Consider the following 15579-nt stretch of genomic DNA (forward strand, 5'->3'; position numbering starts at 1 on the left):
ACTCCCATGAAGCCGGCCGCGCAGCATTCGAAATACCTTTCCGTCGGGAAGAAGCTGTTTCTTTCTTATTTGATTCTGCTCCTTATCCCTGTTCTCGCTATCGGATACTATGCGTATACGTCCTCCGTTCGTTCGGGGGAGGAACAGACGAGTGCTGCCGTAAGCGGTACGCTGAGCCAGATTCATGACAATATCGCCTATCGGATGGAGGATATTAAGCATATCTCCGACGAGCTGTATCTCGACCAGACGATGCAAAATAATTTGAGTAAGTACGAAGAAGGGTACTATAGCTATGAAAACATGTCGCGCTATTTGCAGCCGAAGCTGACGAATATGCTCAGCTCCATGGTCAGCAACGTGTGGCTCGATATTTATACCGATAATCCAACCGTGCCCGAGGTATTCTTCGCCAGAGGAAGCGAAGTTGATCCGCTGTCTGCGGGGCGCGATTTTGAAATCATGCATATGGATCGTTTAAGAATGCTGGAATGGTACAAACAGCTTGATTTTCCGCAAGAGATTTATGGGCAGACCTTCGTCTGGCAGCAGGTGGATAACGATGCTCGTTTCGGCAACATCTCGCTCATGCGCCGTTTGATCAATTTCGATGAGGGCAGCAAGCCGTTCGGGTTTATGCGGATTGTCACGAAGATTAGCGATCTGCTCCAGGCTGTCGATTATCGCAAAATTACGGATAAGAGCGTGCTGGTCGTGTCCGACTGGGACGGGAACACACTGTTTACCTCTGCGCCGTCCTCACTTGACGCGACTTGGGACAGCAAGGCTGCGGGAGACGAATACTTTGTCATCACAAAGCCGGTTGCGGGACTGAACTGGAAGTTGTCGGCTTATATTCCCCGCAGTTATCTAAAGGAGAATGCGGTCTCCGTCCGGAATGTGTATATTATGATGTGCATTATGGTGGTGGCCGTGCTCATCCTCATCAGCGCGCTATTCTCAAGATATTTTATCCGCAAAATGACGAAAATCATCGCGGCCATCGACTCGTTCCGCGAAGGGGATTTCTCCAAACGCATTCATTTCAAGAGCCGCGACGAATTCGCCCAGATAGGCGATGCGTTTAACAACATGGGTCGGAATATGGAAGAGATGATTCAGAACCTGTATGTGGCGAATCTGCAGAAGAAGGAAGCGGAGCTGGAGTTTCTCCAGGCTCAGATCAATCCGCATTTCTTATATAACACGTTGTCATCGATCAGCCGCTTGGCTAAATTCGGACAAAACGATAAGCTGCAGAAGACGGTGTTTGGACTTGCGAAGTTTTATCGCTTGTCGCTGAACGACGGGCGTATTCTTACCTCTATTACGAATGAGGTCGAGCACTGCAAGGTGTATACCGAGCTGCAGCAGGCCAAATACGAGAATCGATTGCGCGTCTGTTACGAAATTGACAAGGAAGTGTTGTCGTATACGACCGTTAAACTCATCCTGCAGCCTTTTATCGAGAATACGCTGAAGCATGCCTGGTATGGCGATCAGATTAACATTCGCATTACGGCGCAGAAGGAAGAGCAGCATATTGCGTTTCGGATCATTGACGATGGGGTTGGCATCCGGCCGGATCTGCTGGAGCAGATCATGAACCCGCGCGGCGTGCAGGTAGGTTACGGCATCCGCAATGTCGATTCGCGAATAAAGCTGCAATTCGGTGATGCGTATGGCGTTTCGCTCTACAGTCGCCCGGGGATCGGAACATCGGTAACGATTCGCATCCCATTCTATCAGGATCCGGCCATTATGCTGGGCGCTTGAGCATTATCTTAGGAACAGAAGGAGAGCCGTCATGAAGCCGATCAAAGGAGACCTCCAGACGATGAAGGAGATGAATCGCGCCGCGATTCTTCGTTTATTTCATCGAAAAGGAACGTTAACTCGCGTGGAGATCGCGAAACTCGCCCATTTGACACCGACAACCGTATCTTCACAGGTCGATGAATTGATTCGAGAAGGATTCATTGACGAGCTGGGAAAAACGGATACGACCACCGTCGGGCGAAAAGCGGTGCAGCTCGAAATTACGCGGAGCAAAGGATATGTCATCGTGATCGGCCTTGGCGGTCAGACCTTTACATGTGCGCTCGTGAATTTCCATGGTGAGATCATTCATGTGAATGAGGTGCCGAGCGTTCAAGGTAATGACGCTGTGGGGCACTATTTGAGCGAGGCGATCCCGCGCTTGATGAAGCAGGCCGGCATTACCGAGCTGGAGCGGATTAAAGGCATCAGCATCGTGTCGCCCGGCATTATTGATGAGCAGAGCGGGACCATTAAGCTCTCACGCGGTTTGCAGTTAAGCGGTTTTGGAGTGAAGGCCCATCTGGCCGCCGCTTATGATTGCGTGATAGAAGTGGTCAATGACATGAACGCAGCGGTCTTCGCGGAGTATTATTATGGCCTGAATGCTGCGTACCGCAATGTCATCTACGTATCCGTGGAGGAAGGGATCGGCGCCGGCATCATCATTAATGAGCAGATCTATGCCGGATCTAATGGCGCCGCCGGCGAGATCGGCCATACGATTGTAGATGCGGGCGGCGGCATGCTGTGCCAATGCGGCAATCGGGGCTGCATTGAAACGGTGCTGACGGTGCCGTATTTGCTGAAGCGCGCGCAGATAGCGGCGAGGGAGGCAGCGGGTGTCGGTAAAGGCGCCGGTAAAGGTGCAGGTGCAGGTGCTAACGTAGCTGTCGATGTCCCGCAGCATTTCGAGGATGTGCTGGCGCAGTATGAGCAAGGCGCGGAGTGGCTGCAGCCGATCATGCAGCAGGCGGCACAGGTTATGAGCCAGCTCATGGCGACAATATATAATTTCATGAGTCCGGAAATGCTGATCATCGGCGGCTGGCCAAGCCGCTCGGACGCCTTCATGCAGGAAGTGAAGCGGCGCCTCGCTGCCTTCCCGTTCCCAACGGAAACGGGAAGCGACCGCTTTGTATTCAAAAGCGTCGAGCAGCATCAAATTCTCGCCGGCGCGGCGACATGGCTGCTCCAGGATCTGTTCGGCGGCGTCCACTTCTCGCAGCGGTATAGCTAATTAGAATAAAAGCCCCTAATAGCATGCATTGATTTAAACACTTACGTGTTTACTCAAATGTCCGCTATAGGGGCTTTTATTTATTGTTGGAGCTCTCTAAACCCGGACTTCATGGGTTTCGTTCGCTTTAGCGGACTTTGCCGCCGTCTTCATTTCCTTTAAGGTCTTCAGTACCGTGTTGCCGCCGCGGCCGAAATAATCGTGAAGCGCCTCGTACTCCCGATAGAGCTTCTCGTAAGACGCCGTATTTGCCGGAATCGGTACGAATGTTTCTTCGCGGATATGTGCCATGCGATCGGCTGCTTCCACGACGCTATCATAGCCGCCTGCCGCGCTGCCCGCTGCCACGCTTGCGAACATCGCCGCGCCGAGCGCTGCGGTCTGGGTGGACGCTGCGATCTTGATCTCCCTGCCGGTAACATCGGCATAGATTTGCATCAGCAGCCGGTTGCGCTGCGGCAAGCCGCCGCATGCGTATAACTCATCGACGCGAATGCCTTGTTGGACGAACGAGTCGATGATTTTCCGGGTACCGAAAGCGGTAGCCTCCAGCAAGGTCCGATAAATTTCCTCCGGCTTGGTGAGCAGCGTCAAACCGAGAACCACGCCCGACAAGTCCGCATCCACGAGCACCGAACGGTTCCCGTTCCACCAATCCAGGGCGAGCAAGCCTGTCTCGCCCGGCTCATACGCCGCCGCTCTCTGCTCAAGCCAAGCATGAACGCTCATGCCTTCGATCTTCGCGGCCTGTACCACGTATTCCGGTACCGCTTCATCGATGTACCATGCGAAAATATCGCCGACAGCCGACTGCCCGGCCTCGTAGCCGTAATACCCCGGAACAATGCCGTCAGCAACGACTCCGCACATGCCTTCGACGATCATTTCTTGATCGCTTAGCAGCAGGTGGCACGTCGAGGTGCCCATCGCCATGACGAGCTTGCCCGGCGTAACAGCGCCCACAGCAGGTACTGCCGCATGCGCGTCCACGTTGCCTACGGCGACTGCCGTACCCGGAAGCAAGCCCATCATCGCGGCCATATCTCCGGACAGACTTCCCGCTTTCGAGCCGAGCGGGAGGATCTCTCCGCGAAGCTTCGTCTCGGTCAGCCCGCTCAAGCGCGGGTCCAACGCCGTGAAGAAGGCATCGGAAGGATAGCCCGCCTCTTTGTGCCAGATCGCTTTGTATCCTGCCGTGCAGCTATTCCGAACAGGGTTACCCGTCATTTGCAAGACAATCCAATCGGCAGCCTCCATGAACAGGTCTGTCGCTTCGTAGATGTCGCTCGCCTCATTCGCGATTTGCCAAATCTTCGCAATCATCCATTCGGACGACTGTTTGCCTCCATAACGAGCCGGGAAGCTTTCTCCCCGCTGCTCAGCTAGCTCATTGATGCGATCTGCTTCTTCCTGCGCCGCATGATGCTTCCATAGCTTCACCCATGCATGCGGATTGGCTGACCACTCCGGCGTCATGCATAGAGGAATTCCTTCCGCATTCAATGGCATCATCGTACAGGCCGTAAAGTCGATCCCGATCCCGATAACGTCTTCGGCTTTAACGCCGGAGAGGCGAAGTACCTCAGGCACGGATCTTCTGAGCACCTCCAGGTAATCGTCAGGATGCTGGAGCGCCCAGTCCGGCTCCAGCTTTCGTCCGCTTCCCGGAAGCACTTCATCGATGACACCGTGGCCGTAAGAAGTCACGTGCGAGGCGACCTCTTGGCCGTTGCTTATGTCAACGAGAAGTGCTCTGCCCGATTCCGTGCCGTAATCGACTCCGATTGCATACTTGCTCGTCATCTGCTGTCTCTCCCTTTACTTATATAGAGGTCCTAACGTTTGGCAAGCCCGATAATCGGCGCCAACCGGATCCATTCCGCCGAACGAAGTCCATGCCGACGGCCTGAACGTCCGCTCATCCGGAACATTGTGCATGCTGACCGGAATGCGCAGCATGGAAGCCAGCGTGATCAAGTCGCCGCCGATATGGCCGTAGCTAACTGCCGCATGGTTGGAGCCCCAATTGTTCATGACCGTATATACGTCCTTGAATAATCCTTCTCCAGTCGTATTCGGGACGAACCATGTGGTCGGCCATGTGCTGTTGCTCCGCTGATCCAGCTTGTCATGCACTTCGTCCGGAAGCTCGACTGTATAGCCTTCCGCCAGCTGAAGCACGGGTCCGATACCATCGATGATATTGATGCGGGCCATTGTTACCGGCATGCCTTCACGTGTCGTGAAGTCGGTCGAATAGCCGCCACCGCGGAAGAAGTCGACCGCAGGGCACCATTGGGTGGCTTTCAGGCAATTGTCGACATCCTCTTGCGTGATGTCCCAGAACGGTTTCATGGCCGGCTTGCCGTTCACTTCCATTTGGCCGGTCGCGTCAAGTGCCGCGGGACCGGAGTTGATGAGATGGATCACGCCATCCTTGGCCGCTCCGCTTAGCTCGTAGCCCGTTACGCGCTTCACCGCGGCAGGACTCCAAAAGGTTCGAACGTCCGCGAAGATTTGCGCTGCGTTCGTGAGCAGGTGGCCGAACAACATAGTCACGCCGTTCAACGTATCGTTCTCCGTTGCCAGCATGAATGGTTCGCGAATGCCGTTCCAGTCGAACGAAGAGGTAAGAATCGCTTCCATAAAGTCGCCGTTCGGATAGAAGTCCGTCCATGCGCGCTGACCTTGGAAGCCTGCCGCGATCGCATTGCGTCCGAGCGCTTCTTCGCCGAATCCGATAACCGCCAGCTTTGGATTGCCGACCATCATGTCGCGCGCGATAAGCGTCATCTTGACGACCGTTTCCCAATCGCCTTGCTTCTGCTCGGCCGTCCGCTGCAAATGCGGAGGATTCACTTCGTTGCCTTCGATGCAGTTAATGCGGGTCCACTCTAGTGCTATCTCGTATTCTTCCCGATCATAGATGCCCAGTTCCATACGTCTGACGAACTCCGTCATGTCCACGTATTCGTTGCGAATACCGAGGTACTTCTGGAAGAAGGACTCGTCCGCAATACAACCCGCGATGCCCATCGAGACGTTGCCCATCGACAAATACGATTTGCCTTGCATAGTGGCGACCGCAAGACCCGCTCTGGCGAATTGCAGCAGCTTCTCTTGTACATCAGGTGTAATCGTCGTATCTCCAATATCCTGAACGTCGCGGCCGTAAATGCTAAAGGCCGGCAATCCCTTCTGGTTATGCGCGGACAGGGCCGCAGCCAAATATACCGCGCCGGGACGCTCAGTGCCGTTGAAGCCCCAAATCGCTTTGGGACGAGTAGGGTGCGTATCGATGGTTTCCGTTGGGTAGCACCAGGAAGGCGTAACGGAGATTGTCAGCCCGACGCCTGCACGGGAGAACTTTTCTTCCGCTTGCGCGGCTTCCACGACGCCGCCAATGCATGTATCGGCGATAACGCACTCAACCGGTAATCCGTTGCTATGTCTTAAATGGTCGCTTAGGAATTGCGCCGTTGTGCGAGCCATCTCCATCGTCACTTCTTCCAGTGATTCGCGAATGCCTCCACGGCGCCCATCGACAATCGGACGAATACCGATCAGTGGCATGCTTCCTTGCAGCCGATTTGTACCTTTGCTTGTTGTGCTCATAATGGATTCACTCCTGAATGTTAGTAGTCATTTGCAACGGGGACGGCGATGGCGGCAAGCGAACGCTCGAACTCTGCCAGAGACGAGGAAGCCGCCCCGCAGCCCCAATCAAAGATAGTAAACTCGCCGAGCCCATCTACGGGAGTGCCGTCATGATGGTTGAAGTTCTCCATATGGAAGCCGTAGTCGTTCTCGTCGAAGTGCGGATGTACGCGCTCATAAATCGCCTTAACAGTGGGATTAAGAGGACAATACATCATATAGAAGGAAGATTTCATCGCCCACAGTGCGCGTGCTCGATAGCTTACATTTCCGGTTAGGCGATAATAATCGAGATACGTCAAAGCAAATAAGCTCTGTCTGGCATCGTTCCATTCGTCGTCGCTGTTCATGACACCGAATCCGCCGACGGTTGGGACCGGGAAGTAGGAGGGCTGCCAGATTTGCTGATATAGCGACGCTTCGGCCAACACTTGCTCGCCTGCGTCCAGCCATTCTGCCTTGCCGGTCGCCCGGTAGAGATCCTTGAAAGCTTCCGCCGTCCAATACATGCCGAAGTTGCATTGATTGTAGAGGCCGCTTCGCGGATCGAGCATGCCGTACTGCTTGTCTTCCCACTGTTTGGAGCAAGACCAATACGTTTCGAAATCCTCCCAGCGCCCAGTCTCCACGACCTTCTCGGCGACCATGCGAGCCGCGAGCTCGGCAGATGCGACATAACGGGCGTCCGGCTCGATTTCGTTCAGCAGGCACAGCAGCATGACATGCATCGAAGCTTCCGGACTCTCCAACAAATAAGGCGAGATTTGTGAGGTAACCGGCTGAACCCAAGCGGGAAATCCTCCGTTCTTGAGTTGAAGGCTTAACAGGCGATTCGCATAGCTGCGAACGAAGGGTAAGATTCGTTCATCGGCGCGTACGTCCCTGTGCCACTTTAACAGCCAATAGCAGGTCCAGGAAGAATCGAGTAAATGCACATAATCCTCATGTCCCGCTGGACGTCTCGGACCGGACATGTACCAGCGTCCGGATTCCCAGCGGTTATCGTCACCCGCTTGATAATAGCCGGGGAATAATCCATCTACTTGCGGAGCGCTTAAGGCAAAGTTAAGCGCCAGCTCGGACTTATCCACCCAATCCTGTCGCCCTTGGCGTCTGCCCCATTGCGCATAGCCATAGGCGGTACGCAAGCCGCAGAACCATGCTTGGTTCCATAGACTCTTAGGCTCACGCCACTCTTGCTCTTGGCCATGTCCCGGCTTCTGCCTTGCGCAGACGATGAACACGACACCTCCGACCTCTTCACCGTTTAGTGAGAATTGCTGCCAGGTTACGTCCTGCCATCTGTCTAGCGCCCAGCCATACGCGTATTCCGCATATGGCGTTAACGCTGCGACAACCGGGGCTTCCTCTTCAAGAGGCATGCGATCGGCTGCGAATTGCTCCCAAAGGAACCGCTCGATGCCGCGGTAATCTTTTTCCCGTTGGCCTGGCGACTTCGTCAGCTCAACCAAGTAGAATCGGTACGTGATGGATTGGGAGAAATCCTGTACAGACGGGGTTAAACGATGATAGACATGACCCGTTTCTTCGTAGGAGCTCAATCCGTACATTAAACTATGATCGGCCTGTACGTAATCCATGATGTGGGGAATCGTGCGCTCGCGCTCCATGTGCGCCAAGTCGGGAACTAGGGCTGTCATACGCTTTGCGTCTTCGAAGACGATCGCAGGCGAACGGAACATTTTATCCCCGACAACCATATCCTCTTGCGGAGACAAATGAGGCTTCCAGATACATGAAAGGCCATTCTCCACCGGCATGACGAGTTGAACGCCGCTGATCACAAGGCCTGCGTTTACCGGAGTAAGCGTGACTTCTGCCTCGAATACTTGACGTTCCGCCGCAGTCAAACCATGGTTATTTCGAATGCTTAGCCGTACTCGCGCATCCGGCAAATCAACAGAATAACAGGCTGCTTCTTCCGCCGAATCGTTGATGGATGCAGCGGTCATTGCGTTAAGTTTGTAACTATGCCATTCGTTCTGAGCAAACCATTTGATGATCATACCTTCTTGAAGCCAAGCAGCCATGGGAACACTCATCCTTTCACTCCGGACATCGTAATGCCTTGGACATAATATTTTTGCAGTAGGAGGAACACGCCAAGAATCGGCACAGAGCTGATGGTCGTTGCCGCCAGCACTTTCCCCCACGATATATTCCTAAGGGATTGGAACGAGGAGATCGCGACTTGAATGACCTGTTTCTTCTCTTCGTTGATGATGACTAACGGCCATAAGAAGGAATCCCACTGGTTCAGGAACGTCATTAAGCCTAGCGTAATAAGAGCAGGAACCGCGGTAGGCAGAACGATTTTGTAATAAATCCGCGTCCAGGCGGCGCCATCCATTCGGGCTGCGTCAAGAATGTCGCGCGGAATGTCGGCAAAAAACTGAATAAGCATGAATATCCCGAACACCCATACAATCTGGGGCACGATCAACGCTTTGTATGAATTCATCCAATGCATTTCGCTAATCAGCAAATACTGAGGGATCATGATGACTTCGTAAGGAATAACAAGCGAAGACAAGAAGATAACGAGCAAGATTTTCTTGAACGGAAAACGCAGCTTGGCAAACGCGAAAGCCGCCAACGAGTTCACGAGCAAGCCGGCTGCCGTTACGATAACCGCAACGAACAACGTATTCGCCATGTACCTTCCGAAGGGCTTGGAGGCGTCCATAAAGATGTCCCTATAGTTATTAATAGTCCAATGGACCGGGAAGAATAGATGCCATCCGAGCTTGCTGTACCTGAAAATCTCTTCATGGGTTCGGAATGAGCTCATGATCATCCAATAGACGGGGAAAATGACGAGAATGGCGATAATACTCATGATAATGGTTCGAATGACGACGATGCCGGTCCGGCTCTTGTCCATGTGAAGGCCTCCTTAGGTACGAATCGGACTAATACTCGACATCTGTCCGGAATACTCGCAATTGAATAACAGAGATAACGAGCACGATCGCGAATAAAATGAAGGCTGCCGCCGAAGCGTAACCCATGTTCATTTGCTTGAATGCCGTTTCGTAGATGTAGTGCACGACGGTGCTCGTCGATTGTGCCGGGCCGCCGCTGGTTGTGATGTAGACAGGTACGAAGATTTTGAGCGCGTCCATTGTTGTAATCACGACGACGAAGCCCATCGTACGCTTCAGAAGAGGCAGCGTCACCGTTACGAATTGTTGGAACGGTCCTGCACCATCCATGTGCGCTGCCTCGTAGAGCGAATCCGGAATATTATTTAGTCCGGCGAGGAATACGATCATGAAGAAGCCCATTGCCTTCCAGATGCACAGAATGATGATGCCGATCATGGAGATATCGGGATTAGATAGAAAATCCAGCGTCGGCAGTCCAATCCCCTTGAGAATGATATTGAGCATCCCGTAGTCCTTGTTATAAATCAGCTTGAAGATCGTGGATGCGATGGCGAAGGATACGACCACCGGTAAAAAATAGATTGTACGGAAGATCCCAACCCCGCGGAATGATTTCCGAACGAGCAGGGCGAGTCCCAGTGCAATGACCGTCTGGAGCGGAATGACGACGGCCGCGAAGTAGAAAGAATGGCCCAGACTGGCCAAGAAGGTACTGTCACTTAACAGATCTCTATAATTATCCAGACCAGCCGGGGTTGAATGAGCTGAGATTAAATTATAATTCTCGAAGCTAATCAGAAGCGCCCGCGTCATCGGATAGAAGATGAACAATAAGAGCAGCGCCAGTGCGGGTAGGATGAACAAGAATGCGGCTCTCGTCTCCTGCTTGTCATACAGGCCCGATTTGTATCCTTTCACGGTGGTTTCCTCCTGACTTTCATTGTTCCATTTTAAGAATGGGCTTTAAATTCTCCGGAATGAAACGCGCCGCGCCTCTAGTGGACGGCGATATCCGTTTCACCTTGTTGGATAACACAAAGGGAGAGGAGCGTAGTACTCTCTCTCCCTTTGTCGTTACGATCGTAGTTACTTCACTTGCGCGATTCCGCTGTCGATTTTATCAACCGCTTTTTTGAGCGCGTCGTCCACATTCATGCCGCCGAGGCCAACGTCTTCAAACAGAAGGCGAACCGCTTCGCTGACTGCAGGATAGGCCGGAGTTACCGGACGAGGATGCGCGTACTTTGCGGATTGCTGAACAAAGATGTTCATCGGATACTCTTTAAGTTCTTGGAACGCTTCTGCCGTCGACAGGCGTGCCGGCAAGTTCTTCGTATCCTGGTACCATTGCTTGGAGCCCTCTACGCCGGTTACCCAGTTCAAGAATGCCCATGCTTCTGCAGGATGCTTTGTTTTGGCGGTAATCGCCATGTTCCAGCTGCCGTTAGGCGTCACTTGCTTCGCGTCTTTCCAGAGAGGAGCTACGTCGTAATCGACGCCGAGCTTGAAGTTCGGGAAGTTCGCTTCAAGAGCGCCGAATGCCCAAGGGCCATCAATGTTGATTGCCACTTTGCCGTTTGCGAACGCATCTTGCGGAAGCTCTTTAGGAGCAACTTTATCGGTGTTGTACAAGGAACCCCAGAACTCGAGCGCCTTCTTGTTCTCCGGGGAATCCAGGAAGCCCTTCGCGGTCGTCATCTCCGGGTTCAGAATTTCACCGCCGGACTGCCAGAGGAACACCATCTCGGAGAACGGAGCGCCTTCATGGCCGGCAAAGCCCCATGGAGTTGGGTTCCAGCCGTAAACACCGTTTGTTGGATCGTTCAATTTCTTAGCCGCATCGAGCATCTGATCCCAAGTCCAAGCCTCGTCTGGATTCTTCGAAGGAAGCGGAATTCCTTTAGCTTCGAACATCTTCTTGTTATAGAACATGGCCAAGCTGGCATCGTTGTTCGGAGCCGCATAGATCTTGCCGTCGTAAGTCAAGCTCTCCAGTACCGGTTTGGCGATATCGTCTTTGTTGCCGTCTTTGTTCATGTAATCGTCTAATGGGAGCAGCGCGCCTTGGTGAGCGTAGGAAGCGAGCGTCGGGCCATCTAGCGCCATGATGTCCGGCGGGTTGCCGCCTGCGAGCGCCGTACGGATCTTGGTCTCGTACTGGTCGTTCGGAATCAATTCCATTTTGACGGTGATGTTGGGGTATTTCTCTTCGAACGTTTTAATCATTTTGTTCAAGGAATCAGCTTCCGGAGCGAAGTCATGGCGCCAGAACGTCAACTCGACCGGCTCTGCTGCAGCGTTGCTCGCGTTGTCGCTGGCGACGTTTGCCGGCTCGCTGGAACTCGCGTTGTTGGCCTTATCGTTGGAGCCGCAACCCACCAAGCTGACTGTCAGTGCCGAAGTTAATAACAGGCCTGCAATTTTCTTATTCATATGACCCTACCTTTCAATGGTTGGCTGATGTATTTACAAGTTCATGTTACCATCGCGGCAAGACGCCTTGAATCCAATCGTATGGGTTTGTAGCATGCAAAATTATCGGATTTGATCTTCGCTTCGTTGCGTACGATACTCGTTCGGGCTTACTCCGTACATCTTTTTGAACACGCTGCTTAAATAACTGGCGTTAGCGAATCCGACCAGCTCCGCGATGTCCGCTAGTCGCAGATTCGGATCGGCCAACAACTCCGAGGCTTTGCGTATGCGTGCTTGCACGAGATACTCGCTAAAGGTAGAACCGAATTGCTTCTTAAACAGCTCGGAGAGGTAGGTCGTGTTGATGTGGAACCGATCCGCCAGCATGGATAAGCTGATCTCGTTCATGTAGTGCGCGTCTATATATTGGCGCACCGCTTCGGCTACAGCCGTACCGCCGCTTGCTCTCGAACGCTTGATACCTTCTGTTACAATCATGGCAAGCTCCTTTAAATAAGCGACAGCTGATTGATGGGTCGTAAAGCTCCATTGGGTGATCGGAAAAATCCAATCCTGCGTCTGTCCGATAGGCAGTCCGTTCTTCGTGACCGCTTGATCCAAGAGAAGTACGACGCGCAGCATGAAGGAATAAATGTCCTGCAGCGATACCTTCCTCGACTGAAGCATATTCTCGATTGTATGGACGAACCGATCCAGCTCCGCATCCTCCAGCAGAATAAGCAGTCTCTTCTCCACTTCGGGCAGCAGTTTCTCCGCGGGGTAGGCGACGTTATCGGCATAAATCGTCTGGGTGATTGCACCGGCCTGGCTTCTGCTCCAAGCTGTCAGCGCTGACAAGAATGCTTGCCGCACAGAAGAAAGTCCGGCATGAAGCTCGCCTACGGCAATAACGGTTTCCACTTTAAGATGCAGTCTTAACGTTTCATGCACCTGTTCCGCCAATTGCTTTATCCGATCTTCGCTTTCTTCGGCGGTATCGGAGGAAATCAGGTAATGCATGATGTTTGGATAGCTAGGGTGGGGGAAGGCAAATACCGCTTGCTCGAGCCTGCTGTTCTCCACGATCTCCCGACTGAGCATCTGGAAGGCTAAACGGAACAAACCGCTCTGTCCTTCTCCGGTTTCGAAACGGTTTGCTGTAGACCGGATCTCGACGCACAGGAAACGGATGAGAGCCTCTTCGTTCATGAGCGGTGTAAGCTGCAGCATCGCGATATCGCTCCGAAGCGGCAGCAGATGCTCTTCACCTTCGTCGCTAATCAAAGCCAGCATAAGCTGTTCCCGAACGGCGGACAGTGATTGGCTTAGTCTCCATTGCGTATCGCTATGCTCGGTTTGTTTCTTGCGGTCTTCGTCGATTTCGTCACGAACCTTCAAGATAATTTCCTTCATCTCGCTCCGAACAACGGGTTTGAGCATGTAGTCCCTGGCTCCGCACTGTAGTGCCGCCTTTACGAAATGAAAGTCGTCAAAGCCGGACAGCACGATAACCTTCAAGAACGGATACTTCACCGAGCATCGCTTCAGCAGCTCAAGTCCGCTCATGACGGGCATCTTAATATCCGTAATCATAAGGTCGTAGGCGGTATCTTCCAGCTTATCCAGCGCTTCCTGGCCGTCTTTCGCTTCGCCGGCAACGAAGAAGCCCATTCCTGCCCAATCTATCTTCAGTTTTAATCCCGTGCGGATTTCTTGTTCGTCGTCGACGATCAATACGTTATACATAACTCAAACCTCATTTCTTGGAAGGCCGATCGTTATCAGCGTTCCTTGTTCGGGTGAAGATTGTATGTTCATGCTAAGCCCTGGACCGTAATAAAGCTGGCAGCGAGCAAGGACGTTCCGAAGGCCGATTCTTCGTCCCGACGCCCCCAGCACGTCCGAAATCTTACCGTTGGCGATTTGTTCGTACAGCTCTTCAATAAGCTCCGGAGACATCCCGACCCCGTTATCCGCAATTCGAATGACCATCCGGTTTCCTTCTTGGCGGACGGATACCCGGACAATGGCCGTATGCGAATTTTCCAAGCTGAACTTGACGGCATTTTCGACCAATGGCTGAAAAATAAATTTGACGATGGAAAGATGCTCAAGCGTGGGATCCACGTTAAGCTCGATATCCAGGCGGCTGCCGAATCGGATTCGCAAAATGGAAATATAATGCCGAATGTATCTCATTTCTTCTTGGAGCTTGACGAGATCCGTATCCGTCTTGAGGGAGAAGCGGAGCATCTGCCCGAGCGATTCCGTCACGTCCACGACTTCCTCCGACCTGCCTTGCGCGGACAAGCTTCCGATAGCCTCCAGCGTATTGTAAAGAAAATGCGGATTGATTTGCATGAGCAGCGCTTTATATTCCGCATCCTTGCGTCGCATATTCGCTTGGAACTCAGTCTCGATTAGGAATCGCAGCCGCCGGGCCATCGTTTGGAACACTTGGGTTGCATAGCCAACCTCGGTTCTCCCCCGAGGGGCGTTATCCGATGCATAACGTTCAGCCTCGGATAGTTCCCCGCGCTCCGCCAGCTTCATCGCTTTCACGAGATTGGATAGCGGCCGGGCAATGCTGCCTGACAAGCCGAACACAGCCCCGATTGTAAGCAGGAGCAGCACTCCGGCAGCTCCCAGTATCGTCTGCTGCACCCGGTTCATTTTCTCGAAGAGCTCCGACTCCGGAACTTCGCCAATGACCGTCCAGTCCGAACCCTTAAGCTTTCGAAACAGTACGAGGTGCTGCTTGCCTTGGGAGTTCACCGTTATTTTACCGCCGGAATGGTTGTCTTTCAGAATGTTTTGCCATACGTGCTTGTAGCCGGACATTTCCTCGGGTACATGCTGGTCAAGTACAGGCAGACCCTCCATGTCGAGCAAATAGACCCGTCCCGTTTCGCCGAACTTGATTTTTTCGATCGGCTTCTGAATTTCCTTGGACAGCACGTTGACTTTCAGTACCCCGATATTCTGAAAAGTGCTTAAGTGAACTAAATTGAATAGCAAACTATTGGTGCTTTCCTTCTGCAGATAGCTCGGTTGATATTTGTCCAGGTGGGCCGGTGCCCATCGCCGTTCCTCGGATTTAAAAGCGGTGTACCACTCGCTTTTCAGGTACGAGTCGTCGTGGAACGCTTGGTCGTTAATGCCTACGGCCATTCCTTTCTGATCGAACACCGTAATAGAGGAGATGTAAGTATGATTAAGGGAGATCGAAGATAAGAATTTCCGCAGCTCCGCATCGAGAAGAACCTTGCGATCCTCGCGAAGATTCGGATTCATCTGTCCGCTGATCCATTGCTGGGTCACCTCGTTGCTAAGCACCTGATTCGCGACATCTTCCACTTGGTTAGTCAGCGTATTGACGAAGGAGGCGTACTGATCCATTGTCTGAGAGGTGGACTCCTCGATGGAATGGCCGATCTCCGAGTTCGACATTCCGGTCAAGATGACGACCATGGTCACGAAAGGAATAATTAATAGCACGATGAAGGTGACGGTAAGACGTCCCCGCAATGAATACATCAA

Annotated in this window: 10 protein-coding genes; 2 read left to right on the plus strand and 8 right to left on the minus strand. The window is 52.8% G+C overall.

The window, feature by feature from the left end; all coding sequences use genetic code 11:
• Positions 1-6: 6 nt before the first annotated feature.
• Together BM412_RS26925 and BM412_RS26930 are read left to right on the plus strand one after the other, a co-directional pair.
• Positions 7-1776: a sensor histidine kinase gene (locus tag BM412_RS26925; RefSeq protein ID WP_091224792.1), complete on the plus strand. Its 1770-nt coding sequence runs from the start codon at positions 7-9 to the stop codon at positions 1774-1776.
• Positions 1777-1807: 31 nt separating this feature from the next.
• Positions 1808-3058: an ROK family transcriptional regulator gene (locus tag BM412_RS26930; RefSeq protein WP_091224793.1), complete on the plus strand. Its 1251-nt coding sequence runs from the start codon at positions 1808-1810 to the stop codon at positions 3056-3058.
• A 96-nt stretch (positions 3059-3154) separates the two neighbouring features.
• Here the strand turns inward: BM412_RS26930 and BM412_RS26935 are convergent, their stop codons facing one another.
• From BM412_RS26935 to BM412_RS26970, 8 genes are all read right to left on the minus strand, one after another.
• The gene (locus BM412_RS26935; protein ID WP_091224794.1) at positions 3155-4861 is read right to left on the minus strand and encodes a ribulokinase; all 1707 of its coding nucleotides are present in this window, start codon (positions 4859-4861) and stop codon (positions 3155-3157) included.
• Positions 4862-4876: 15 nt separating this feature from the next.
• Positions 4877-6673, minus strand: coding sequence for an L-fucose isomerase (locus BM412_RS26940; RefSeq protein ID WP_091224795.1), 1797 nt, complete (start codon positions 6671-6673; stop codon positions 4877-4879).
• 20 nt (positions 6674-6693) lie between these two features.
• Positions 6694-8766 (minus strand): hypothetical protein, encoded by a 2073-nt coding sequence (locus BM412_RS26945; RefSeq protein ID WP_091224796.1) that lies wholly within the window; start codon positions 8764-8766, stop codon positions 6694-6696.
• 8 nt (positions 8767-8774) lie between these two features.
• Complete coding sequence (locus BM412_RS26950) at positions 8775-9620, minus strand: carbohydrate ABC transporter permease (protein WP_091224797.1); 846 nt, start codon at positions 9618-9620, stop codon at positions 8775-8777.
• A gap of 28 nt (positions 9621-9648) precedes the next feature.
• Positions 9649-10542: a carbohydrate ABC transporter permease gene (locus tag BM412_RS26955; RefSeq protein ID WP_256256611.1), complete on the minus strand. Its 894-nt coding sequence runs from the start codon at positions 10540-10542 to the stop codon at positions 9649-9651.
• A gap of 168 nt (positions 10543-10710) precedes the next feature.
• Positions 10711-12057 carry an ABC transporter substrate-binding protein gene (locus tag BM412_RS26960; RefSeq protein ID WP_091224798.1) on the minus strand — a complete coding sequence of 449 codons (1347 nt, stop codon included), beginning with the start codon at positions 12055-12057 and terminating at the stop codon, positions 10711-10713.
• Between the two features lie 102 nt (positions 12058-12159).
• Positions 12160-13785: a response regulator transcription factor gene (locus BM412_RS26965; protein WP_091224799.1), complete on the minus strand. Its 1626-nt coding sequence runs from the start codon at positions 13783-13785 to the stop codon at positions 12160-12162.
• Between the two features lie 3 nt (positions 13786-13788).
• On the minus strand, positions 13789-15576 hold the full coding sequence (locus BM412_RS26970; RefSeq protein ID WP_091224800.1) for a cache domain-containing sensor histidine kinase: 1788 nt from the start codon (positions 15574-15576) through the stop codon (positions 13789-13791).
• Between the last annotated feature and the right edge of the window lie 3 nt (positions 15577-15579).

The sequence above is a fragment of the Paenibacillus sp. BC26 genome (genome assembly GCF_900116125.1).
Classification (GTDB): Bacteria; Bacillota; Bacilli; order Paenibacillales; family Paenibacillaceae; genus Paenibacillus_Z; species Paenibacillus_Z lignilyticus.